The sequence below is a fragment of the Sporolactobacillus putidus genome (genome assembly GCF_014647035.1).
GTDB lineage: Bacteria > Bacillota > Bacilli > Bacillales > Sporolactobacillaceae > Sporolactobacillus > Sporolactobacillus putidus.
Window position 1 is genome coordinate 70545 of the sequence record NZ_BMOK01000005.1, and the last position, 25193, is coordinate 95737.

Below are 25193 nucleotides of genomic sequence, written 5' to 3' on the forward strand. Positions count from 1 at the left end.
TTACTCTGTACAATCGAAAAGGAGGAAGCTCTCTATGAAAAGAATCTTAGCTGTCCTGCTTGGACTGGCTCTTGTTCTCTCATTGGCAGCTTGCAGCCAGGGAAACCATACACAAAAAAACATTCCGTATAGTAAGTTAAATCAGCGGGAAAAAACGGCGCTCAATTTTACAGAAAACCTTTATAGCGGCAACAAATCCAAACAATACGCAGCGATTGATCGGTTTACTGCAAAACAAACGATCAGCAGTTTAAAGGAAAAAATTTCTGCCGGTAAGTTTCAACAAACGTTTCATGCTGTCGAGGTTCTGAAAGGGGTAAATGTTAAAAGCGGTAAAGGGAATGAATTTCTTGTTCTGCTGGAAATGAAGGATCAGAAAAATGTGACGAACAAACGCATTGTCGTGATGGCGGGAGACAAAGTACTGCATATCCTTTCAGGAAACAGCAAGACGTATGCCAAAGAGCTGGGCAGCTGACGAGGCAATTGAAGCAGCGGGCAGTCCTGAAGTACGCCGCTTCTTAATGCGCAGCGCAATCAATATGGGTGTTGACAATCCAAAGGTTCAGGAGTATTTTGATAAATAGATGAATATGCCCTCGTTAGGTGAGGCTCCTATACAAACAAAGGCCACTGCCCGGAAAGATCGAAAGATGCCAATGGGTAGAACAGGGATTGCCGGACTAAGGCTTTTCTTAAGGTGGCTAAGGGATGACCTTTACGTTGTATAGTGCCAAAACTGGACCAGGGGGAACCGGTTAATATCGTTTTGACTTCACGCCCCCGGGGATTGTCCTGTGGGGCTTTTTATATTTATTTGATAAGGGGGGAAAACTGGAATGGACGGTGGCAGTCGATTATGCAGCTCTTTGAATGATGCGTCTCTCTTAAATTTAAAAATAAGAATAAGAGCAGCAGCGAAAAAAACTAAGCAAGCTGCCCTCATGGCAGGAAACATCGCGTTCCTTCGACGAGACAAAGTCTGTCTGTTTCCGGTTATTCCCGTGCACCGTTACGGATAATCAAAAACAGCCCTTTATTTCGGAAGACGATGCAGAAGGAATATGAACTCTCCCTGTCCCTGACAGTGGGGAGTTCTGTTTTTTTAATCAACAAGAAAGGGAGGATACCGATGCGATGGAATCTTTTCAATAATGTCGACAAAAAAATCCGATTCGGCTGGGCTGATCTGCTGGTCATTTTTCTGTTATTATCTCTTCTTTATTTATTAACACAATTGGGGTCGGGTATGCACGCGCCTTTTTCCCCGCAGCAACAGACGTCCTTGAGTCTGGATCCCAAGTGGCTTCCTTATTATGCCGGGCGTTCGCTGCTTCGCATGTTTATTGCTTTTGCGGCATCCCTGATCTTCACTTTTATTTACGGGCGCATTGCGGCATATAACCGGACAGCGGAAAAAATCATGATTCCGGCGATCGATATTCTGCAATCCGTGCCCGTTCTCGGCTTTCTGTCGGCCACCGTGCTTGCCTTCATGGCCCTGTTTCCCGGCAGTCTGCTCGGTGTGGAGTTCGCCTCGATTTTTGCCATTTTTACCGGTCAGGTATGGAATATGACATTCAGCTTCTATCATTCGCTGACGACGATTCCTCGCGATCTGAATGAAGCGGCCAAAATGAACCGTCTGAACACTTGGCAGCGATTCGGTAAACTGGAAGTGCCGTTTTCCATGATCGGCCTCGTTTGGAATAGCATGATGTCCTTCGGCGGCGGCTGGTTCTTTCTGGCAGCCAGCGAATCGATCAGTGTCCTGAATCAGAATATCCATTTGCCGGGAATCGGCTCCTATATGGCTCAGGCGGCCAGCGAGGGGAATATTAGATACATTATTTATTCGATTGTGACAATGATTGTGGTCATCGTCGTTGTCGATCAATTATTCTGGCGCCCGATCATTGCCTGGAGCCAGAAATTCAAAAATGAACAGACGGAAGCGAAAGAAGTTCCGACTTCCTGGGTGTACGATATTCTGAAAAGGGCGCGATTTGTCCATTGGATCAATCAGAATATCCGGAAGTTTTTTCATGACTTGCTGGTTTATGTCTCTTCAAAAGGTTCCGGGATCGCTCTTCCCAAACCGATGCAGCGCATTAGAAACATTCTGAAATGGTTGATTTTGATTTTGGTCGCAGTGTTTGCCCTGCGCTATGTGTACGCGGGAATCCTCGAAATTGCCAGGCTAAGCTGGGGGGAGCTGGTTCATGCCCTCATCCTTGGCCTTCTGACCACTTTACGCGTGTTTGTTTCAACGCTCCTTGCCGTCCTTTGGACCCTGCCTGTCGGAGTTTACATTGGCACGAACCCGCGAATTGCGCGGATTGCGCAGCCGGTTGTACAGGTGCTGGCGTCTTTTCCTGCTAACATGGTATTCCCGATCGTCACGGTGCTGTATCTGAAGCTCGGCGTTTCGATGGAGATCGGCGCCGTCCCGCTCATGATGCTGGGCACGCAGTGGTACGTGCTGTTCAATGTCATTGCCGGCGCTATGGCCATTCCCTCTGATCTCAGGGAAGCGGCCGCTATTTTAAAACTGACACGCTGGCAGACATGGAAAACGCTGATTTTTCCGGCGGTTTTCCCATTTCTCATAACCGGCTGTATTACGGCAAGCGGAGGCGCCTGGAACGCCAGTATTGTCTCCGAGATTGTATCCTGGAAGACTAATAATCTGCAGGCATCCGGACTGGGTTCGTATATTGCCCAGGCAACAAAACTGGGAAACTGGCCGGAAATCATCTGGGGCATCATCGTCATGTGTCTGCTTGTCGTGGTTATCAATCGCTTATTATGGCGAAGGCTGTACGCATTAGCGGAGAAAAAATATCATCTGGATTAGAGGTGACTTAGATCATGGAAAAAACTTTGATTGAACTGCGGCACATCAGCAAGAGGTATGATCTGCCGAATCAGGGTAACGTCAGGATTCTGGAAGATATCAGCATCAGCATTAAAGAAGGCGAACTCATTTCGATTCTTGGTCCGTCCGGCTCTGGAAAATCGACGCTGCTGAGGATTATTGCCGGACTGGTTTCCCCTTCGGAAGGTTCGGTCCTCTATAATGGAAAACAGATTGTCGGCACGAATCCGGGTGTCGGTATGGTGTTTCAGTCATTTGCTTTATTCCCCTGGCTGACAGTCCTTGAAAATGTGAAACTCGGACTTGACAATCGTCCGCTCCGGGAAGATGAAAAAATGCGCCGGGCGCTTTCCGCCATAGATATGATCGGACTTGACGGGTTTGAAGGAGCCTATCCGAAGGAATTATCAGGGGGCATGCGCCAGCGTGTGGGCATCGGACGCGCTTTAGTCATGGAACCGGATATCCTGCTGATGGATGAACCCTTTTCGGCGCTCGATGTGCTGACTGCGGAAAACTTAAAACGCGATTTGCTTGAACTGTGGATCGAGAAAAAAATCCCGACAAAAAGTATCATCATGGTCACGCACAGCATCGAGGAAGCTGTCTATATGTCCGACCGGGCTATTATCCTGTCGCGAGATCCCGCCCGCGTCATTTCCGATATCTCCATTCCGATGCCGCATTGGCGGGATAAAACAGAATTTCAGTTTACAGAATTCGTTGATCAAATTTACTCGATTATGACGAAACGTGAAGTAAAACCGGTGAACGTGCCTGGTGAAGCCAAAAAGAAAATCGAAAAATTTCCCGAAGTCCCCGCGGGAGCGCTTACCGGCTTTATTGAATTGATTGACGATCTCGGGAACACAGTGGATCTCTACAAGCTTGCCGATCAGTTCAATCTGTATCTGGAAGATTTTCTTCCTATTGTCGAAACGGCCCAGATTTTCGGATTTGCGACCATTCGCCAGGGGGATATCGACTTAACGGATATCGGCCATCAATTTGCGGATGCCAGTGTCCTCGAAAGAAAAGAAATATTTAAAGCACAGGTGCAGAAATATGTGCCCATCATTGAAAAGATTGTCCGTATTTTACGCTCAAAGTCCAATAACAAGATGGAACGTGAATTTTTCGTTGAAATTTTTGAAAAACACTTCGGCACGATAGAAGCCGATCATCAGCTGGACATTTTAATCGACTGGGGGCGCTATGCGGAACTGTTTGCCTACGACGAGGAGGCAAAGGTCCTGTATCTGGAGAGCGAGACCGCGCCTGTATTAGAGTAATTTGTATACCTTGAAAAAGATCTGCAGAAAAAAAGATTGAAAAGGTGAACGTCCGCTTTGAAATTTATTGGTGACATTTCCCAGAAAGTTCTTTAAAATTGAAAAGCGGGCCTTTTTACAACTTATTAAAAAGACACCTATTTTTAAATTAGGAGCTGAGAAGAGGATGAGCAGCAATAGTGTAGAACAGAAAGGCGTGTTCGGAGATTTCGGAGGGAGCTATGTTCCTGATGAACTGCAGCACGTATTATCGATTCTTGCAGATGCATTTGAAAAGTACAAGGATGATCCGGAGTTTCAGGAAGAATTCCGTTACTATTTAAAGGAATATGTCGGACGTGAAAATCCATTGACTTTTGCCAGAAATCTGACTGAAAAGTTAGGCGGGGCAAAAATCTATTTAAAACGTGAAGATTTAAACCATACTGGTGCTCACAAGATTAATAATGCCATCGGACAAATCCTTCTGGCAAAACGCATGGGCGCGAAGAGGATCATAGCGGAAACAGGGGCCGGCCAGCATGGTGTAGCAACGGCGACGGCTTGTGCCTTGTTCGGAATTCCATGTACCATCTATATGGGGAAACTCGACACTGAACGACAGGCGCTTAATGTCTTCCGTATGGAACTGCTGGGCGCCAAAGTCGTCCCTGTTGAAAAAGGACAGGGTCGATTGAAGGATGCTGTCGATGAAGCGTTGAATGATCTGGTGAAAAACTATCAAAATACGTATTATTTATTAGGTTCTGCAGTGGGACCCCATCCCTTTCCGACAATGGTCAAGCATTTCCAATCGATCATCAGTGAAGAATCCAAACGTCAGATCCTTGAGAAGGAAGGCAAGCTGCCTACAGCCGTGGTTGCCTGTGTCGGCGGCGGGAGCAATGCGATTGGCGCATTCGCTCATTATATTGATGAAAAAAGTGTGCGATTAATCGGTGTCGAGCCAGCCGAGGCGGCAACACTGAAAGAGGGTGTGCCTGCGGTTATTCACGGGTTTAAATGCCTGACCCTACTGGATGAAAACAATCAGCCCAGACCGACCTATTCCATTGCGGCGGGTCTGGATTATCCGGGCGTCGGGCCTGAGCACAGCTATTTGAAGACAATTGGCCGGGAAGAAAATGTTACAGTGACCGGACAGGAAGCTCTGGAAGCGTTTCAGGAACTCTCCAGGGTGGAAGGAATCATCCCGGCGCTTGAAAGCTCTCACGCCGTTGCCTATGCGCTTAAGCTGGCTAAAACCTTATCAAAAGAAGACATAATCATCGTCAATCTTTCGGGTAGAGGAGATAAGGACGTTAAACAGATTCATGATATGTTAAAAAGAAAATAAATCGTGCTGTTTTGAGAACAATGCGTCGAGAAGATTAGCGAATCAGTCATAGGGAACTTTAACTTAAATTTCAGGAAAAATCGGAATCACAGCTGATTCCGATTTTTTTATTAAAATTGCTTCTCCTTTCTCAAAGAGGTGCTAAAAATTTTTTTTAGACAGAACAAATAAAATCTGAGCAAAAAGTTGCGGCTTTTTACTCAGATTTACTTTTTCCCGCGTTCAATAGAGATGCTTTTAATGAATTTGTTCCCATCAACCACTGCCAACAAGCATTAATTGTTTGCAGGTCCATGGATTCCAATTCCCGTGTTTGCTTTCACGATAATTTCAGCGAACTTCTTTTCGTCCGCTTTCTTTGCAGAGACGAGTGTGCCGATAATCGCCGCCAGGAACCCTAGCGGAATAGAAATGATGCCGGGATTTGTTAGATGGATGAGCGGCTCACCGATAAAGATCGCAGCTCCAGGTTTTGGTGACCACACGTTCGGGCTCATCGCAACAAGAGTCAGAGCACTGAATAATCCAATCAGCATACCCGAGACGGCGCCAGTTGTATTAAAACGTTTCCAAAAAACAGTGAATAAGATAATGGGCAGGTTTGCGCTGGCTGCAACAGCAAAGGCGAGTGAGACCAGAAAAGCGACATTCATTTTTTGTGCGAAGAGGGCAAGTATAATGGACAGGATCGATACTCCGACAGCTGCCCAGCGTGCTGCAATCACTTGCTCCTTTTCCGTTGCCTTGCCGTGCCGGAGAATATGGCTGTAAAAATCATGGGCGAACGCGGACGCAGCGGAAAGAACGAGCCCGGCCACCACAGCCAATATGGTGGCAAACGCGACTGCCGAGACGAAGGCAAACAGGAAATTACCGCCGAGGGCCTGTGCAAGAAGAGGTGCGGCCATATTGCCTGCTTCATTTGCAGCGACAATTTTATCATGGCCGACAAATGCCGCAGCACCAAAGCCCAAGAAAATCGTCAGAATGTAGAATATGCCGATAATCCATGTCGCATAAACGACGGATTTTCGTGCGGTGATGGCGTCCTTGACAGTGAAGAAACGGGTCAGGATATGAGGCAATCCGGCTGTACCCAGCACAAGTGCCAAATTTAATGAAATCATGTCCAGCGGGTTTGTAAACTTGTTGCCAGGATTCAGAAACGCTGCACCAAGCGGTGTCGCAATTTTCATCTCGGAAAACATCTTTACAAGGTTAAAATCGAATTTGGCAAAGACCATAAAAGAAATGATGAACGTGCCGACCATGAGCAGGATGGCTTTTACAATCTGAACCCAGCTGGTCGCCGTCATGCCCCCGAACACAACATATACCGTCATTAACACACCGACAATAAGCACCGAATAGACATAGTTGAGACCGAGCAATAAATGAATCAGAGCTCCGGCTCCTACAAGCTGGGCTATCATGTAAAAGGTTGAAATCGTGATCGTGTTCAATGCGGCCACGCCCCGCACTTTCTTTGCTTTGAAACGGGCGGCGATCATATCGGCCAGCGTATAGTTTCCCAGGTTGCGGAGCGGTTCTGCGACGAGATACAAGACTACAAGATAAGCAACGAGAAAACCTATGCTGTAAAAGAAACCATCAAAACCTGAAAGCGCTACCATTCCTGCGATCCCTAAAAAGGAAGCGGCCGACATATAGTCTCCGGCTATAGCCATTCCATTTTGAAAACCGCTCAGGCTGCTGTCGGCTGTATAAAAGCTGCTCGTTGTTTTTGTTTTTTTCGAGGCAAGATACGTAATGATGAGAGTTATGCCGACAATCACGAGAAAAATTGAAAAAGCGAGTCCGTTCATTGACTAATCCTCCTTAAGAGCAGCTTCTTTTTTAATGGTTTCAACAAGCCGATCAAATTTGGACGCCCGCCTTGTATAGAAAATACAAAGTGCCCAAGTCATGACAAATTGCGCAAACGCAAAGATCCAGGCCCAGGTCATCGAAGCGAAAGCAGGCTGATTAAGGACGGTGGTATAGGCGGTTAAGATAGGCAATGTGAAGTAGAAAGCCATAAAAAACAGTGAACAGGGCAGAATAAAATTCCGCTTTTGCCGCAGAAGCTGTCTGAATGCTGAAGTTTGAACCAGTTTTGTGTAGTTGATCGAGGCATTCTCAAGTTTTACTTTCTCAGGGGTGTACATACTTTCTTCCAATCCAATTCCTCCTAAATGGAAATGTCATAAAATTTTCAAACTTAGCGAGCATTTCATTATATTGGGATTAACGATTAAAAAGTACCTGAAAGAACTCATCAAATATCCTTTAAGATATTTTCCATGAAATAAGGAGGCTTTGTTCAGCAGTTCCCGTTTGTGATCGGTGCCGCTCAGATCACCTCTCTCATACTTGTGGCAGATAATGGGAGAGCTGCTCAAAGGTACCGGCAAATTCCTGCCGAATCCTGTCCTGGGCATGCGTTATCCGCTTGACGCTTGAAAATGTAAGCGCTACAATTTGATTGTGAGGACATTCACAAACAGATCTGAAGCTCTGCCTTCAGATCATCACATTTGGAAGAAAGAAAGGCCGCGGGCGAACAACAGCGGATTTTCTGCAACGACCGATAGAGGAAAATATTTCTTGTTTTCCGAAAGAGGTCATGATACATTCATGCAAAAGTGAATATCAGCAAACAGAACAATCCAAAACCACCGGTGGTTGGAAAGTCTGACAGACGGGATGTTTTTGTGAATCACTCCTGATGATCGACAACGAAAAAGGGAGGAATTATCATGGATCTCGGGTTAAAGGGTAAGGTAGCGTTTATTACAGGAGCCGCCGGGGGCATCGGCAAACAGACCGCTATCGCTTTGGGTGCCGAGGGAGTGAATCTGGCGCTTTGCGATATTAATAGGGAAGCGCTGGAGAAAACAGCGGCTGAGTTAAGAGAAAAAGGCGTGAAAGTTTTAACGGGACAAGCCGATGTGACAAAGGCTGACCAGACGGTCCCCTTTGAGGAACGGACGGTTGCTGAATTTGGTCGGATTGATATTCTGATCAACGACGCGGGGACCGGCCGTTTAAGTGATCCGATGGAGCTCCCTGAAAAAGAATTTCGGCGCAACATGGATCTCATGCTATACGCCCCAATTCGCCTGATCAAAGAAATTGCACCGTATATGCAAAAGGGAAAATGGGGGCGTATCATTAATGTTTCTTCTATGTTCGGCAAGCAGCCCGGAGGCTTGCTTGATTATGACACCATCAAAGCTTCCGTGATCATGGTTACGAAGGACTTTTCCAATTACTTTGCTAAAGACAATATCCTTGTAAACGCTGTCTGCCCTGGCCCGATCCGCACTCGTCTGTGGGAAGCCCCCGGTCAGCTGGGAGAGCAGCTGGCGAAGATTCTTGGAAAAACAGTGGATGAAGCGATTGATTTTTATGCAGCGAGCAACATTCCGCTTGGACGTTACGGAAAGCCCGAAGAAGTGGCCAGTCTCATTACCTTCCTTGCTTCCGACAAAGCCGAATATATTACCGGGCAGGCCATCAACATCGACGGCGGCATGGTCAAGGCCGTCGTTTGACCGTGTGCTTCCATTAAAAGGATGGGGAAAACGGCTGAATGGTGCGGCTGTGGTTGGCCGGGTATTCTTTATATGAAAAAAGTTAAGAGCAATCAATTTGAGGTATCACGGGACATAAACCGTGATGCCTTTTCTTATACTATAAGAAAGTATAGAATTTTTAAGGATTATAGTATAAGCGCAACTAAGGCAACGCCCGTACCAAGGGCTTGGCGAAGCCAAGTTTTCTAATGGACAAGAACAACAATTTTAAAGGCATGGGACCTGTGAAATAAAGTTAAAAACGGCAACGACCATTCATTTGCAACAGCAACAGATTATATTAACCTTCGTCCGTTAAAAAAAAGGCTTCGGATCTGAGAAGTACCGTATGTCCGGGTTATGGAGAGGTTTTGTCGATAAGAATCAAGAATCTGGAGAACTTGAAATAGAGGCGCAAATCAGAAGTCGCTCTCGTGCAGAAAAAGGATCCGGCCCAAGCCGGATCCCAGTGTCAGTCTGAATAATATCAAATGTGTAAAATTGAATGGACTATTGAATGATTTTACGGCTTTTAAACACTTCTTTTGCGACCGACACGGCATTAAGTACCCTTGGAAAACCAACATAAGGAATGCACTGAATAAATACTTCAATCACTTCCTCAGGTGTGACGCCAACATTTAAAGCACCGTTAATATGGACACGGAGCTGATTCTCGGTTCCCCCCAGTACGGCGAGGCTGCTCAGGGTGACACATTCACGCTGCTTCAGATCGAGAGCAGGTCGTGTATAGATGTCGCCAAAGGCGAATTCAATGATGAACTTGCCCAAGTCAGGGGCAAGTTCCTTTAAGGACTGAATGACTCTGTCCCCTTGCCGGCCGTCCACTTCCGCAAGTTTTTCCAGACCGATTTCATAACGGGTTTTTTCCATATTTCTCATCTCCTGTTTTTGATATAATTGAGCATATATGCTGGAGCTTACTCCATGTCAAGGGAAAGGAGAAATGTGTTGTGTCCTACTCGATCGGTGTTTTTGCGGAACAGACAGGATTAAGTATTGACACATTGCGGTACTATGAGAAAGAAGGATTGATTTTCCCGCAAAGAGACGAAAACAACAGGCGCATGTACACGGAAAACGATAAAACCTGGATCGCTTTTATCCTGAGACTCAAGGAAACAGCGATGCCGATCAGACAGATCAAAGAATATGCCCGGCTGAGATACGCGGGCGATTCAACGACGAAAGAACGATTGGCTCTGCTTCAATCGCACCGGGCATTTATATTAAAAGAAATGGAACGGCTGGAAGAAAATTTAGGACACTTGGACGTGAAAATCGCTTCCTACAAACAATCGATCATTGAGCACGAAAAAGCCGATTCTGCGGCGGTCCAAAGATAGATGATTCATCCTCAGACCGCTTCATAAATACCCACGCTTTACTGGCTCTGCTTCGGTAGAATAATTTTAATCAGGACAAAAGAGTTTAAGCAACTGAACGGCTTTTTTTTAAGCGGCTTGCATTTCAAGCTGTATTTTGACAAAAAATAAAGGGAACATTCGGTTGATAAAAGTCATCTTATTTCATGCAAAATGATGCTATACTTTGGTTGCAAGGACGTTTGACCACTTAAACAGAAGGGATGTGTCACATGCTATGGCTACGATTATCATTATTGCCGTAATCGCGATCATTGTGATTTATTTCATCGTGTCGTACAACGGCCTGGTCAAGTATCGCAACTGGGTTCAGGAATCCTTCAGTCAGATCGATGTTCAGCTGAAACGCCGCCATGATCTGATTCCTAATTTAGTCGAAACGGTTAAAGGCTATGCCAAACATGAAAGAGAGACACTTTCCCGTGTTATTGAAGCGCGCAATCAGCTGATCAGCGGGACACCGCAGCAGCGAATTGAGGCAGACAATCAGATTGAAGGGGCACTGAAATCGATTTTCGCATTGGCGGAGTCCTACCCCGACCTGAAAGCCAATCAGAATTTCCTGCAGCTGCAGGAGGAACTGGCGACGACTGAAAATAAGGTTGCCTACTCGCGTCAGCTCTATAATAAAACGGTTAAGGACTATAACATCAAGCGGGAATCCTTCCCGACCAATCTTCTGGCCGGGATGTTCGGATTTAAAAAAGAGGAGCTGTTAACCATTCCCGAGACCGACCGCGATGTTCCGAAGGTCACCTTTTAATGGAGGCCGGCCATGCTGTATCAGCAAATTCAGCAAAATAAGCGGAAAACCTTCTGGCTCCTCGTGTTTTTCTGCTTACTGGTCCTGGCCATCGGATGGGCGGTCGGTTATTTTGCCGGTGGTGATTCCATCATCGGTATTGTTATAGCGGGAGTGATCCTTGCCTTTTATATTCCAGTGACGTTTGCCAGTGCGAAAGCGCAGGTGCTCGGAATGTCGGGAGCCAGGGAAATAAAAAAAGAAGACAATCCAATGGTGTTCAACATTGTTGAAGAACTGTCAATTGCCGCTAACGTCCCGATGCCGAGAATTTATATTGTGGATGATCCGTCTCCCAATGCTTTTGCCACGGGTATGAAGCCGGAAGCAAGTGTCATCGCTTTTACCACGGGTTTATTGGAAAGGTTAAACCGTGAGGAAATTGCCGGCGTCGCTGCCCACGAGTTTTCGCATATTCGAAACTATGACATCCGGCTGATGACGCTGTGCATCGCCCTGGTCGGCGTGATCGTGATTATTGCCGACTTCGGTCAGCGTATATTTTTCTGGGGCGGGGGCCGCGGCAATAAGCGTGATAACGGGAAGTCCAACCCAGTCATGATGATTGTCGCGCTGGTTCTGATCATACTGGCCCCTCTTGCCGCAAGATTTGTCCAACTGGCTGTTTCCCGCAACCGTGAGTACCTCGCGGATGCTTCGGCAGTCGAGATCACACGTGATCCGCAAGGGCTGATTAACGCCCTGGCCAAGATCAGCAGCGATACGAATGGGTTGAAAGATGTTAAAGAAGCGACGGCATCTATGTACATTGCAAATCCTTTTGGCCAGAAACGGAAAAAAATGAATTGGTTTGCGACCCATCCTCCGATTGAGAGCCGGATCGAACGGTTAAGGAAAATGTAAAGCAACAGCAGATATTGGTTGGCAATAAAAAAATAAAGTCGTTTAAAATGGCAATAAAGTTGTTTTCTTTTGCTTTTGTACAGTAATCACGGAATGCGTCACTTAATCCGAGAAATGGCATAGTTAGAACCGACTTGCGGACAGTTAGAACCAACTTTGCCGTTGTTAGGACCAACTTTAAACTTGTGTTACCGATATTTTTAAACCATTTTATTTAAAAATGGAACAATTTCACAGCGTAGAAATGCGTGTTCATGGCTTCGTTATAAAACAACTTTATTGTCAGTTATCAACAGAGGCAATTTTGCAGTGCAATGCTCTATTTTTTATTGCTCTCTATCCTCAGTTTAGCGGGTCGATAAAAGCGGCCCGCTTTTTTTGCGGTTATGGAATATGCGTGAAAGAAAAGATAAAGGATCCCGCTTTTGATCATTAAGGTTTGAACTGAGTGCGCAGCCAGCGCCGGATATCAATGACTTCATCAGCGGTGACTTCATGACCGGCACGATATTCATGATAGTCGGTTTCAAAGTTCCCTTCTTTCAGGTAAGTATATAATGAACGACCGACTGCCAGAGGAAAAATCGGATCAAATTCGCCCTGAGCGAGAAAAAAAGATGGTTTTCTTTGTCCGTGAGTTTTTTTCTCCGCTTCAGAAATAAATTTCGGCAGACGGCCATTCAGAACGACAGCACCTGCAGTCTTATCCGGATAAAGCAAACTGTAGGATAAGCTCAGAATCGCTCCCTGACTGAATCCGAGAAAAAATAAAGGCTGTTCTGCCGAAAGTCTTTCTTTCTTTAAAGTATCGATCAAAAAACGATCAATGTCCGATAACGTTTTCGTTATGACCTCTTCCTCAGATCTTACCGAAAAGTCGGGAACATAATACGTGAAACCCGAACGAAAAGCAATGTTTCCCTGAATATTAATCTGCACGAAGTCGGCGGGATCATTGCTTGCGATCGAGGTTAAATCGTGATAGTTTGATCCCATGCCGTGCAGTGTGACAAGAATCGGTGTCGCATTCGTGATGGTGTCCGGCCTTTTGATTTTATATAAGCAGCTCATTTTCCCACCTCTTTTTATTTACTATTATTGTATTACTTACATAAAGTAAGTCAAACGATTATTCTTAATCCATGCCGGTATTGAAAAATGTGCAAAAAGAGCCTGAGCAAGAAACGTTTCTTGCTCAGGCTCTTGTATACGTCGGAACTTTCAAAAGGCCGGTCAGGGTAGAAGTTTTTCTCTGAGGGACGATATTTCATCGGAATTCAGGCCGATTTTTTGCAGATAGTTTGTGACATTGCCGTAAGTTTCAAAAAAATGATCGAGCGTTTTTTCCATATATTCCATATCAGAGCGGCCGTCATAGGAAGGGCGTTCCGGATGCTGTCTCAGACCTTCCCGCACTTTTAACCGAATATAGGTGTATGTGACCTGGTAGTCGGCCAGAATATCGCTGACACATACTCCGGCAGTCAGCAGAAGCAGCGCGGAAACCACACCTGTTCGATCTTTGCCTGCCGCACAGTGAATCAGGACCCCGCCTTCCTGTCCGGCGATAATCCGCATAATTTGCTGCATGATCGGAATATCCGAGATAATTTTGGCGTACAAGGGAGGAACACCTGCCTTCGATCCCGGATCGCGATTGCCGATCGCAAACGGACAATGGTAGTAGTCAAAATCCGGTGCATGTTCAAAAGCACTCGGGACGCTTGTGATTTCCTCATCCGAGCGAAAATCGATGGCGGCGGTGACACCCAGCCGCTTCAGAAGTACAAAATCATCTGAAGTTAAGTCAACCGGCGCATCGCTGCGGATAATCCGGCCAAACTGTGTTGCCTTGCCATCAGCGGCGGGATAACCGCCCAGGTCCCGGGTGTTCAGTGTTGAGGATAATGGAATACGTCTTATTGACATCGCAGTACCTCCTTCTAATCCTATTTCCGATAAAAAAGAACGTTCATCTATCCATTATAAATCAATAATATTGAAGAACCTTTTAATTTGGTGTAAAAGGTGATTGAACTGAGATTCAGTGACAACCATAAAAAGCGTGTCGTGCAGTTAACCTACACTTTTGCAGAGAAAACTTAGGAACAAAAAGAAGAGGCGGGTTCGTGTTTAATCGATTATTTAATCCGAAGGATCACGATAAAAGTTTGACCCGTGATTAACAAAGTATCAATAATAAGAATTGAAAAATTATGTTATGATGAATAAGAACAGCTGATTAAAAATGTCCGTATGTGAGAGGGGATGCCGATGGAGAGTATGGTAGTGTCGGAGCAGCTGCTTCCTTTAAAGGGAGCTTATAATTTTCGCGATATGGGCGGACTGAAAACACACGACGGGAGAAAAGTAAAGAAAGGTCTGATCTTTCGGTCGGCCGACTTGACCGGACTCACGGCAGAAGATATTCGGTACTTAAAAACGTTTGATTTCCGGCTGATCTATGATTATCGCGATAAGGCGGAGGCCGATCAGAGGCCGGATCCGCAAATCGGGCGGGAACGCCATGAACGCGTGGCCGTGAATGGTGAAGATAAAGCGACCGCTCACTCGGAATGGGAGCCGGAGACTTTCTATAAAACGTTCACGCGCGAGAAATTTACTCAGGTTTATGAACAAATGCCGATCCGGAATGCGTCCTACCGGAGAATGATGAGTCTGGTGGCGCAGCCGGAAAAAAATATGCCGTTTGTTCATCACTGTGCGGGCGGGCGCGACCGAACGGGTGTCGGAGCCATGCTTATTTTGACGACACTGGGTGTGCCTTTTGAAACGATTATGGATGACTACATGCTTTCGAACCTGACACTCGTCGATTATCACAAGGAGCTTTTCGAAGAGGCTTCGCAATATCTTACGGGCAGGGCGCTTAAACAGTTTGAAGAGGACTTTTCGCTTCATGAAGAATTCCTTGAGGCTTCAATGGATTCAATTATTGCAGCATACGGGACTTTCGATCACTATTTGACAATGGAATTCAGAATCACGTCTGATGTGCGTGAGAGAATAAAAAACTTCTGCCTTGAATAATTTTTGAAAGATTTTCCCGGGATGACGGGAGGGTCTTTTTTTGGATAAGGTCTTGGAAAATGCGGGCAGGGTCTTTGATTAAGCGCGTTTATTTCAGCGGCTTCTACAATCGGTTCAAAGCTCGCTGTTTATGGGTACCATGCGGGCTTCCTGTCGGATCGAGTGCCCGCGGCGTTCCCTGATTGCCGGACATTCCGGTGGTTTTTTCTATTTGAAACATAAGCTTCATTCTTTTTCCTCTTTAAAATCAATAAATGACAAATCATCGAAACTCCTGTCATCAAACGGTTTCCAATCCGAAAGTGACAAATCATTGGCAAGATTGCAGTGAAACCAGATTAAATTCTGTGACAATCCTGGAGTAAAAAGGCACTGTAATCCGGTCCTGTTATCCCGCAGTATCGCCTGAGCTTCCCTGCCCTGCTTTCGGTTCCATCTGAGCAGGGAATAATTTTTCAACTGAATAGGTTTTTCAGCCGGAAGAAGCGGTTTGATGGCCTTGCTGTACTGATTGAATAACTCATCGAGCATGATCGGGCGTTCCGAGACGACCTGCGGGCACGGGTGATAATAATCGCCGTTCTTGTTCATTTTTCCGAACTTCGGAATACCGGACGCTTCGATTTGCTGCAGCCATAAATCTTTAATCTCCCGAAGGTGCCGCCAGCCTCTTCGGTGATTGACTCCCCAACCGAGAAGGATCCACGGATGAACCTGAAGTTCGCCGGGTGTGACCAGGGATTCGGTGACGGTGATTTTATGGCTGTCGACGAGTGATTCGAATGTATCGATCGCCGTTTCTGCGTTCGTTTCCTGCAAATTAAATAAATTAAAAATCTGAAACCGGCCTTCGATCATCGGATGGTCATTGTGGATTTTTTCAATCAGCCGGATTAACTGATCCATAGTGGGATCCGGCTGGATGCGGCCCATTGCCGCCCCTAATGTCTTCAGTCGGGCGTCTAAATCCGGATTCAGTTTGTTCGGGTGTGCTGAACCTGGATTCAACATGAGTGCCGCCCCAAGGGATTTTTTAGATTTCCCCCATTGCATGTATGCCGACGTTCTGAACGTTTTTCCGTGGCGCAGGACAAACGATCCGAAAGCTTTTGCCTGGTTCATTCTGATCACCCCCTTTCATGATTATAGTATGTCCGACTGCTTATACCGCTTCTAATATAATCCTATTCTACCACTTGTTCTCTGATGTTAAGAATTAACCGTTTTCAAAAGCGGCGGATGTGGTCCGGACAAACTCGTCCGCCGGCTTAATAATCAGGATAGTTTTTAGTTTACAAGTTTGGCGAACTGGGCAGTCCGATGTCTGTCAAAAAAGGATGAGGTTCTGATTGTTCGCACTTATTGATTTCGGATTGTTTACTGTCGATACTTTGAATTTTACTGATGATTATCAGCCATTTACCCCTGATTCTCTGCTCTTTACTGTCGATTAACGGGCTGTGTACTCCTGAAAATACATAGAAGCCGGCTTTCCCAGACATTATTTGGTGAAAAAACGGCCGCCTCTTCTGCCGGAATTTATCGGCGGAATTTCTTCACGCAGCATAAAACGGAGCCACGGAAATTGTCCTGAGGCTCCGTTTTATTTCTTTTATTTTAACGATAAGTTGTCATTCAAAAACATTAATGCATTGCCCGAACAGGTCCTTGTTCTTTTTGATTGTCGCTTCGCTGCCGAAGACGCAGATATGATTTTCACCGGCGACGGCATTCAGAAGCGGGGCGAACTGCCGGATATCCTCTTCAGTCGTTGCCAGTACATCGTCACGGACACGCTGGATGTCCGCCTGGGTTACCCGGCGGAAATATTCAGCATCGGACTGGTCGGCTTTGTCTCTCGGAGTCAGCGGTGCGTCGAGACTGGAGATGGTGCCGATAATGTATTTAGTCATTTCGCGGTCGTCCGCGTCGAAGGATTCGGCGTATGCGCCGGCTCGATCGTAAATCTTCAGGGTATCGTCGAGATTCGGGTCGCGATAGGACCAGTAGATGAGGTTGCCGGAGGATTCAATCATTACACCGCAGCCGTACGCGCCGCCCATCACCCGTACATGATTCCACAGGTAGTCGAGAGTCAGGATCCGCTTCAGGACGTGCATTTTTCCGGAGTATTCAAAACCGAGTGTTTTGAAGTTCGCACCCTTGGTCACATACTGAACTTTGCTTGACGTCATTAGTCCCTCATTTTGTGAGGATGGCTCACCGTCCTGTCCGGATTCGACCGTCTTTTCATCCGTGCCGGACGGCGGGATATTCAGGCGTTCGAAATGGTCGCGAACGGCCTGGAGGATCGGCTGATCTCCTGTTATGCTGACAACCAATCGGTCTTCAGTGAATAGTTGCCCGGCAAGCTCGGCGAGAGCCCCGTGAATTTCGTCAAAGCGCCCGTCCAGATCTTTATCCAGTTCGCAAATAAACTGATAAAAGCGGAGCCCTTTAAGCTGCTCCCGGTAGCGGGCGACCCGTGAAAAATACGAGGCTAGTCTCCTTGCGGCGACAGACTGGCCGCCCTGATTGAAGGCCATCTCCAGTCTCGATTTCATTTCTTTGATGATTTCTTTCAGCCGAGATGGGTTATCGAAACGGCTGTGGAACAGAATTTCATGAAGGAGATCAAACGCTTCGGGCAGTTTGTCCGTCAATATTTTCGTCCTGACCGCGAATCGGGGCTTGTAAATCTCATCGCTCTCTTTATCGGCAAAGGACTGATTGTCAAAGCCGACTCCGCCGGTCTGGATATTGATTTCGCTGACAAGATCGCTGTATGTGTATTTATCCGTATCCACTTTCCCCAGAGTTTCCTGAAGCAGCGAGAGGTACGGGATATACGCTTCAGGAACGCCCGAAGCATCAAAATACAGGCTCACATAAGCGATTTTGTTCGTCGCGAGGTCGTGAAACAGCGTTTTGACTCCGTCAATTTCTGTTTCCGATCGCGGGATTTCTTCCGCTTTCTTGTCAACATCGTTCAGCGACAGCAGGGGGATTTTCCTTAAGTCTTCCGGCTGATCCTTGCTGGACTGGCGCTCCTTCAGGTTCTTTGTTTCGGTGACCAACTGATCGAGTGCTTCTTTGCTTAGGCTCTTTTTATAGTCGGCCAGTTTTTCTGCTGTCTGGCTTGCTTCTTCTTCAGCAAGGGTCCGGGACGGTCTGATCGTTACGAATGACTGGTGCCGGCTGTTCAACAGATATTTCTCGATTAAACCCTCGAAATAGTTTGAGGTGAGCGCCTGTTTGATTTTTGACAGAGAATCTTCGAATTTCAGGTGAATGAGCGGATCACCGTCGTACAGCCAGCTGTCCATCACCGCCATGCTGTAGACAAGTCCCTTCGGCATGGAACCGTAATCGGCCTCGCGGAGCTGAAACTCTTTGACGCTGATCGCTGCCTCAATTTGTTTTTTATCGAGACCGCTGCTGACGAACTGACGGAGCGTATCAAAGACGACCTTTTTAAAGGCGTCCTTTTTGTCTTCGTTTGAATTTTTCACGTTAATGGAGAAGTGAGGCTGCAGCGTGCTGTTGTCGTAGGAACCGAAGACGTCCTGACCGATGCCCGCATCCAGAATCGCTTTTTTGAGCGGGGCGGCCGGGCTGTCAAGAAGCAGATAGTCCAGTATGTCGAATGCAAGATAGGTTTCTGCGTCCGTTGCTTTCGAAACGGCAAAGTTGATGCTCATGTATGTTTTATCTTTGGCATCTTCTCCGGGCAGGATCGGATAGTCTTTGACGATTTCAACCGAGTTGCCGATCGGGGGCTGAACAGCGACGGAGGAATCCACCTCGATTTTGTCAAAGGTACTCAAATAGTTCTGATCCAGATAGGCCAGTTTTTCACTGATGTCCATGGCGCCGTACAGATAGATATAGCTGTTGGCAGGACTGTAGTATTTTTTATGTGTGTTGATGAACTGATCGTAAGTCAGATCGGGGATGCTCAGCGGGTCGCCGCCCGATTCAAAACCGTAGGCCGTGTCAGGGAAAAGCGAGTTTTGGTTGGCCCGTTCAAGCAATCCTTCCGGCGAGGAGAAAGCGCCCTTCATCTCATTGTAGACGACACCTTTGTAGTTGATCGCCTCTTTCGTGTCGATCAGTTCATAATGCCAGCCTTCCTGCTCCAGTATTTCCTTGTGCTTATAGATATTCGGATGAAAGACCGCGTCCATGTAGACGTCCATGAGATTCATAAAATCCTTGTCGTTCTTGCTGGCAACGGGATACATGGTTTTATCGCTGAACGTAAACGCGTTCAAAAACGTGTTGAGCGATCCCTTCAGCAGTTCGACGAACGGTTCTTTGACCGGATATTTGTCGGAACCGCAGAGTACGGAGTGTTCAAGAATGTGGAAGACACCTGTATTATCTTCCGGGGGTGTTCGGAAGCTGATCGTAAAAACTTTGTTGTCATCATCATTTTGCAGGTATAAAAGTTTCGCGCCGCTTTTCACATGCTCGAATACATACGCCTTGGACCGGATTTCATGAATGTCGCCGGTATGTACAAGCTGAAAACCATGGGTGATTTCGCCTTGTTTCAATGCACTCATCAATTCGACCTCCTGGAGAATACTGACTGGAAAAACGTGCGCCGCCGGTTGCCTTCTGTTATTGGTTATTTGCAGAAAGCGCCGGCTGCATTTGATCATTATTATACATTATTTGTTAGTAAAAAATGCTTCTGACCACTTTCTGTGTTTCATCGAGAAAAAAATACAACAGCTTCCATGAAGAAAGCGGACGAAACACGCCCAATAGCTGAATGACGTAATTGCCATCCTGAAATCGACAAAAGAATACCGGACATTAAGAAAAGGCAATATTTTTGATTGTGAGCTGCCGCCCGAAGATATGGATAAATCAATGCCCTGAATCAGGATCATCGCACGGATCCAAATAACTTTGCGTTTTATTGAAGAAAATAAAAAAAGCTGGTCAGGGCTAACCCCGAATCAGCTTTGTTAAATGGCGTGTGACAACCGGTATCGGCAGTTGCGCAAATCAAACGCAGGAAATCGTATACCGATTCGATTCCGCCAATGTACGGCCACTAAGGTTCACCGGCAGACACGCGGGGTCTCCCGGATTATTTCATAATTCCCGAGACAGAGACTTTTTCATGATGACGATCTCGATACAGAGGCACAATATTTTAATAGCTGTCGTCAGTTCGGACAGGGATGGGAATGACGGAGCGATCCGGATGTTCCTGTCTCTTGGATCGTTGCCATATGGGAAGGTGGCGCCTGCAGGAGTCAGTGTCACGCCCGCCTCGGCGGCCATGGCCACGACTTCTTTTGCGCATCCGTCCGGAGTGTTCAGGCTGATGAAGTAGCCACCATTAGGTTTATGCCAAGATACTTCTTTTTTATCACCGAGCTCCGACTCGAGAATTTTCAGCACCGTATCGAATTTCGGTTTTAAAATGGCCGCGTGTTTTCTCATGTGCGCTTTGAGTGTGTCCCTATCTTTTAGAAATCGGACGTGTCTGAGCTGATTGAACTTATCCGGTCCAATGGTTTGAACGGAAAGCTGCTTCTTAAAAAAGTTCAGGTTGTTTTCGCTGGAAGCCATCATGGCGACGCCGGCACCCGGAAAAGTCACTTTGGATGTGGAGCTGTACATGAAGACACGGTCGGGATGCCCCGCTGCGCTGCACGCTTTCATGATGTTTTTTAATAGATCCGGCCGGTCTGTTAAATGGTGCACAATATAGGCATTGTCCCAGAAAATTCTGAAGTCCGCTGCCGCGGTTTCCATTCCGGCGAGTCTGTCGACAACCTCATCCGAGTACGTGATGCCGTCCGGATTGCTGTACTTCGGCACACACCAAATACCTTTGATCGATGGGTCGCTGCCTGCCAGCTTTTCCACCTGATCCATATCGGGTCCATCGTCCAGCATGTCAACAACGACCATCCCGATATTCAGCTGTTCACAAATTGCAAAATGCCGGTCGTAGCCGGGACTCGGACATATGAATTTGACCGAAGGCAGCTTGCTCCAAGGCGCGGGGCTTCCGTATACGCCATGGAACATGGCCATGGACAATGTATCGTGCATGATGTTCAGACTGGAGTTGCCGCCGATCAGGATTTCTTTCGGCGAAACCTCAAGCATTTCCGCGAAGAAGGTTTTGGCGTCGGGAATCCCGTCCAGGCCGCCGTAGTTCCGAATATCATTGCCGTTGGAATCTTTTAAATCATCCTTCGTTTTCAACAATCCGAGCATGTCCATGGATAGATCCAGTTGCTCCGGGCAAGGTTTTCCTCTGGCCATGTTTAGAGACAGGTTCTGATGTTTGAAGGCATCGAACTTTTCCTTTAATGATGCCAACCGGGTTTTCAATTCCGCTGCGCCGAGCGTTTCTAAGTCACTCATGAAAGTACGCCTCCCTGTTAAGTCGAACGAAGCCATTTGTTTTTATCCATCATACTGTAATCGTAGCATACTCCGAGTGATTCGTAACGGCAATTTTTCTGTTTGCATCCCAAAAACGTAAACGTTTCCTTTTTATTAAACCATACAGATACCTCCCCCCGCATAACGAGGCATTTTTCGGACGCATCAGGATCATCCGGTCATTTTCTTTTATTTTGCATGACGGAAAGAAGAATGCGAATACTAAAAGCAAATCCGATGTTTCAGGAGACTGCAAATGAATCTGTTCAGACACTTAATTTTTCCTATTGCTGCCATTACCCTGTTATGTTGTACCTTAAGCGGGACAGCCGCGGCCCAAGTCAACCGGCATAAGTATGAAGCCCGGGGAAGCGTTGTTTGGGAGGTCCCCAATGATCAAAAAGTCGTCGCCCTGACTTTTGACGACGGTCCCAATCCGGTTTATACTCCGCAAATATTGGATTTGCTCCGGAAGTATCATGCTAAGGCCACTTTTTTTCTAATCGGGAAGAGGATACAGGCGTATCCGGATCTGGTCAAACGTGAGGTTCGGGAAGGACATGAACTGGGGAATCATACGTTTTCCCATGTGACCCTTTCCAAGGAACCCCGTTCGGTTTTTTTTGATGAAGTCAATAAAACGCAAGCGCTGATCAATCAGTACCAGAAACCGCCGCGCATCAAATTGCTTCGCCCGCCCGGAGGAAGCATTGACCCAAAAACAGTCGATTTGTCCGAAAAAAGCCGTTTTGAAGTGATTCTCTGGTCGTGGCAGCAGGATCCAAGAGACTGGTCAAATCCTGGGGTTAATCATATCGTCAGGCACGTTCTGAAGAACATTAAAACCGGTAATATCATTTTAATGCATGATTCAGGCGGAAATCGAAAACAGACGGTGGCCGCTCTTAAAGTTATCCTTCCTGCTCTGGAAAAGCAGGGATATCGATTTGCCACACTGTATGAATTGTTAAAATACGACAAAAAGTATGAAGGTCTCTATAATACGGAATTGGAGAAAATGTTACCGGAATCCCCCGGGACCAATATGAAAACAGGATCGGCGGTACTTCAGGATGACTAGTTCCCGCTTAAAAACAGTCAGGGCTTGTATCCACCAGCCTGTTCCGAGGTGCGTCATCTGTCTTGTTGATGAAACGATTCCTCAGATCATTTTCCATAATAAATCACGTTAAAAAGGTAGTGGCCCCTCGGGTTTGCTGCCTTTTTTGCGCAGTTTCTTCGCAAGGCAGCTATTTCCGGCATTCGTAATATTTCTATGGTTTTTTTGAAATTCTATGTGTAAATATTTCCAATTTGTTATGTCAAGGTATCCGTCTATCTGCCTATCTTTATAACAATAAGATTACGAAAGGAAACAGCGGAGCAGAAAATATATTACAAAAGAGGATTATAATCGGCCTGATTCTTTCGATGTGCGGAAAGAATAGAAGAAAGTCGGATTAGGCATACCGGAAACATTGCCGCTTAGAACGGAACGGTCATCATCATCTGTGCGGGGAATGGACAAGATTTATAAAGAGCTTACATAAGAAATAAAAGCGAACGTGTACAGCAGAGCTGCCGGTATCGTTCTAATTAAGCGATTATCCTGCCGGTAATAAATGTAATATAAAACGATTCTTTAGTAATGAAACTATAGACCTTATGTAACGAATTCATGTTAGATTTGGTCGAATTGACGGGAATATTGTATCCCAAGTATCCTAGTTTTACAAAGTCACCTGACGTCATGCTGTTTGAAAGACTGTGATGCATCAAGATCGTTTCCAATAGTTTGATACATCAGAGCAAACACATGACAGAGAGGCGGTTTTGCGCTTAACAAAGAGGAGAGAGGGAGGAAGTTTATGAACATCGGAAAGCTCGCCAGACAGGCAACCGCAGCGACCTTTGCCGCAGCTTTGCTCTTGGGAGGAGGATCCCTAGCTTTTGCGAAAGAAAACGGCAGTATGGATTATAAAGAAACGTACGGTTTTTCCCACATTACACGTTTTAATATGGAGAAAATACCCGGACAACAAAACAGTGCACAATTTAAGGTTCCTCAGTTCGATCCATCAACCATAAAAAACATCCCTGCCGCCAAAGGATTGGATGTATGGGACAGCTGGCCGCTGCAAAACGCGGATGGAACAGCGGCAAACTATCACGGATACCATCTCGTCTTTGCGTTGGCGGGGGATCCGAAAAACGGAAACGACACACACATTTATCTGTTCTATCAAAAGGCCGGCGATACGACGCTTGACAGCTGGAAAAATGCGGGAAGAGTGTTTACGGACAGTGATAAACTGGTATCAGGCGACCCCTATCTGAAGTATCAAACGCAGGAATGGTCGGGGTCCGCCACTTTAACTAGCGATGGCAAGGTTCGGCTGTTTTACACAGACTATTCCGGCGCTGCACAAGATGGCGGGAGCGGTTTGGGAAATCAAGTACTTACAACCTCACAAATCAATTTGTCCCAACCGGACGCGGATACACTCAAAGTTGACGGAGTGGAAGACCACAAATCGATCTTTGACGGCGGAGACGGATCGCTTTACCAAAACATCCAGCAGTTCAAAGATGAAGGTCTGTGGGGTTCCGGCGATAACCATACGCTGAGAGATCCTCACTACGTTGAAGACAACGGACATAAGTATCTGGTTTTCGAAGCCAATACCGGAACAGCGGATGGCTACCAGGGCGATAATTCTTTGTACAATAAAGCTTACTACGGCGGAAGTGAAACGTTCTTCCAAAACGATAAAAACAGTCTGCTGCAAAGTCCGAAAAAGCAGCTTGCATCTTTGGCAAACGGCGCTTTGGGTATTGTTGAATTAAATGATGACTACACAGTAAAACAAGTGTTGCCGCCGGTGATTGCATCGAACACCGTGACCGATGAAATCGAACGTGCCAACGTCTTTAAACTGAAAGGCAAATGGTACTTATTCACAGACTCAAGAGGGGCCAAGATGACGATTAACGGCATCGGGAACAAAGATGTTTACATGTTGGGCTATGTGTCCAACTCGTTAACCGGACCATACCATCCATTAAATGGAAGCGGACTTGTGTTAAATATGAATCTTGATCCGAATAATTTGACCTGGAGCTATTCCCACTTTGCTATACCGCAGGCGAATAGTGATAATGTAGTCATTACAAGCTACATGACGAACAGAGGGTTGTTTACAGACCATCAGTCGACCTTTGCACCAAGTTTCTTGCTGAACATTAACGGGCCGAAAACATCTGTTGTACCGAGCAGCATCCTTGAACAAGGGCAGTTAACGGCAGACAAGTAAGAATTAAGCAGAATAACATTGATGATTTCCTGAATAATATGATTTCCAAAAGAAGAAAATGTCGAATGACTGATGGCATTTTCTTCTTTTTTATACAAATAAAAAGTATAAAATATAAAAGATTAGAGGTATCAGTATAAGAGAAACGAAGGCTCAGGCCGTCATCAAAGACCTGGCTTCGCCAAGTTTATCTTTATACACCATGAGTTGCTATCGAAAAGAGTTAAGTGGAGGCGTTTATTTGACACAACG

At 46.2% G+C, this 25193-nt stretch carries 21 protein-coding genes and 1 riboswitch; of the genes, 12 read left to right on the plus strand and 9 right to left on the minus strand.

Annotated features, from left to right (window positions below; translation table 11 throughout):
* Nucleotides 1-34: 34 nt before the first annotated feature.
* The 5 genes from IEX81_RS07290 to trpB all read left to right on the plus strand — a co-directional run bounded on the left by IEX81_RS07290 (nt 35) and on the right by trpB (nt 5506).
* Entirely contained in the window at nt 35-478 is a 444-nt protein-coding gene (locus IEX81_RS07290) for a hypothetical protein (RefSeq protein WP_188802425.1), read from the plus strand.
* Nucleotides 456-587, plus strand: a complete 132-nt coding sequence (locus IEX81_RS16690; RefSeq protein ID WP_268239323.1) for a hypothetical protein — start codon at nt 456-458, stop codon at nt 585-587. Before IEX81_RS07290 ends, IEX81_RS16690 begins: the two co-directional genes overlap by 23 nt.
* Nucleotides 588-591: 4 nt before the next feature.
* A riboswitch (M-box (ykoK) riboswitch) is annotated at nt 592-759 on the plus strand.
* 373 nt (nt 760-1132) lie between these two features.
* Complete coding sequence (locus IEX81_RS07295; protein ID WP_188802426.1) at nt 1133-2857, plus strand: ABC transporter permease; 1725 nt, start codon at nt 1133-1135, stop codon at nt 2855-2857.
* Nucleotides 2858-2871: 14 nt separating this feature from the next.
* Nucleotides 2872-4170, plus strand: a complete 1299-nt coding sequence (locus IEX81_RS07300) for an ABC transporter ATP-binding protein (RefSeq protein ID WP_188802427.1) — start codon at nt 2872-2874, stop codon at nt 4168-4170.
* Between the two features lie 166 nt (nt 4171-4336).
* Entirely contained in the window at nt 4337-5506 is a 1170-nt protein-coding gene (gene trpB, locus IEX81_RS07305) for a tryptophan synthase subunit beta (RefSeq protein ID WP_188802428.1), read from the plus strand.
* 275 nt (nt 5507-5781) lie between these two features.
* Here trpB and IEX81_RS07310 read toward each other — a convergent pair whose 3' ends face one another.
* Nucleotides 5782-7332, minus strand: coding sequence for a solute symporter family protein (locus IEX81_RS07310; RefSeq protein WP_188802429.1), 1551 nt, complete (start codon nt 7330-7332; stop codon nt 5782-5784).
* A gap of 3 nt (nt 7333-7335) precedes the next feature.
* The gene (locus IEX81_RS07315) at nt 7336-7674 is read right to left on the minus strand and encodes a DUF485 domain-containing protein (protein WP_188802611.1); all 339 of its coding nucleotides are present in this window, start codon (nt 7672-7674) and stop codon (nt 7336-7338) included.
* A 591-nt stretch (nt 7675-8265) separates the two neighbouring features.
* On the opposite strand from IEX81_RS07315, the gene IEX81_RS07320 reads away from it, so the two are divergent.
* Nucleotides 8266-9063, plus strand: coding sequence for an SDR family NAD(P)-dependent oxidoreductase (locus IEX81_RS07320; protein WP_188802430.1), 798 nt, complete (start codon nt 8266-8268; stop codon nt 9061-9063).
* Between the two features lie 531 nt (nt 9064-9594).
* Here IEX81_RS07320 and IEX81_RS07325 read toward each other — a convergent pair.
* Nucleotides 9595-9978 (minus strand): carboxymuconolactone decarboxylase family protein, encoded by a 384-nt coding sequence (locus tag IEX81_RS07325; RefSeq protein WP_188802431.1) that lies wholly within the window; start codon nt 9976-9978, stop codon nt 9595-9597.
* An 80-nt stretch (nt 9979-10058) separates the two neighbouring features.
* Here IEX81_RS07325 and IEX81_RS07330 point away from each other — a divergent pair, with 80 nt between their 5' ends.
* The 3 genes from IEX81_RS07330 to htpX all read left to right on the plus strand — a co-directional run bounded on the left by IEX81_RS07330 (nt 10059) and on the right by htpX (nt 12156).
* Nucleotides 10059-10451 (plus strand): MerR family transcriptional regulator, encoded by a 393-nt coding sequence (locus IEX81_RS07330; protein WP_188802432.1) that lies wholly within the window; start codon nt 10059-10061, stop codon nt 10449-10451.
* Nucleotides 10452-10707: 256 nt separating this feature from the next.
* Nucleotides 10708-11253, plus strand: coding sequence for a LemA family protein (locus tag IEX81_RS07335; protein ID WP_188802433.1), 546 nt, complete (start codon nt 10708-10710; stop codon nt 11251-11253).
* Between the two features lie 12 nt (nt 11254-11265).
* Nucleotides 11266-12156 (plus strand): zinc metalloprotease HtpX, encoded by an 891-nt coding sequence (gene htpX / locus IEX81_RS07340; protein ID WP_188802434.1) that lies wholly within the window; start codon nt 11266-11268, stop codon nt 12154-12156.
* 432 nt (nt 12157-12588) lie between these two features.
* Here the strand turns inward: htpX and IEX81_RS07345 are convergent, their stop codons facing one another.
* Complete coding sequence (locus tag IEX81_RS07345; RefSeq protein WP_188802435.1) at nt 12589-13227, minus strand: alpha/beta hydrolase; 639 nt, start codon at nt 13225-13227, stop codon at nt 12589-12591.
* A gap of 162 nt (nt 13228-13389) precedes the next feature.
* Complete coding sequence (locus IEX81_RS07350; protein ID WP_188802436.1) at nt 13390-14085, minus strand: tyrosine-protein phosphatase; 696 nt, start codon at nt 14083-14085, stop codon at nt 13390-13392.
* Between the two features lie 345 nt (nt 14086-14430).
* On the opposite strand from IEX81_RS07350, the gene IEX81_RS07355 reads away from it, so the two are divergent.
* Nucleotides 14431-15207, plus strand: a complete 777-nt coding sequence (locus IEX81_RS07355; protein ID WP_188802437.1) for a tyrosine-protein phosphatase — start codon at nt 14431-14433, stop codon at nt 15205-15207.
* 103 nt (nt 15208-15310) lie between these two features.
* On the opposite strand, the gene IEX81_RS16695 is transcribed toward IEX81_RS07355, so the two are convergent.
* The 4 genes from IEX81_RS16695 to IEX81_RS07370 all read right to left on the minus strand — a co-directional run bounded on the left by IEX81_RS16695 (nt 15311) and on the right by IEX81_RS07370 (nt 21606).
* The gene (locus tag IEX81_RS16695; RefSeq protein ID WP_268239324.1) at nt 15311-15436 is read right to left on the minus strand and encodes a hypothetical protein; all 126 of its coding nucleotides are present in this window, start codon (nt 15434-15436) and stop codon (nt 15311-15313) included.
* A complete protein-coding gene (locus IEX81_RS07360; RefSeq protein WP_188802438.1) occupies nt 15433-16329 on the minus strand; it encodes a DUF1643 domain-containing protein in 897 nt (298 codons plus the stop codon). The genes IEX81_RS16695 and IEX81_RS07360 overlap by 4 nt, the downstream gene beginning before the upstream one ends.
* Before the next feature lie 509 nt (nt 16330-16838).
* Nucleotides 16839-19775, minus strand: a complete 2937-nt coding sequence (locus IEX81_RS07365; RefSeq protein ID WP_188802439.1) for an insulinase family protein — start codon at nt 19773-19775, stop codon at nt 16839-16841.
* Nucleotides 19776-20316: 541 nt separating this feature from the next.
* Complete coding sequence (locus IEX81_RS07370; RefSeq protein WP_188802440.1) at nt 20317-21606, minus strand: aspartate aminotransferase type Ic; 1290 nt, start codon at nt 21604-21606, stop codon at nt 20317-20319.
* Nucleotides 21607-21883: 277 nt separating this feature from the next.
* Here IEX81_RS07370 and IEX81_RS07375 point away from each other — a divergent pair, with 277 nt between their 5' ends.
* Together IEX81_RS07375 and sacB are read left to right on the plus strand one after the other, a co-directional pair.
* Nucleotides 21884-22708, plus strand: a complete 825-nt coding sequence (locus IEX81_RS07375) for a polysaccharide deacetylase family protein (protein WP_229727514.1) — start codon at nt 21884-21886, stop codon at nt 22706-22708.
* A 787-nt stretch (nt 22709-23495) separates the two neighbouring features.
* Nucleotides 23496-24941, plus strand: coding sequence for a levansucrase (gene sacB / locus IEX81_RS07380; RefSeq protein WP_188802441.1), 1446 nt, complete (start codon nt 23496-23498; stop codon nt 24939-24941).
* Nucleotides 24942-25193: the final 252 nt, after the last annotated feature.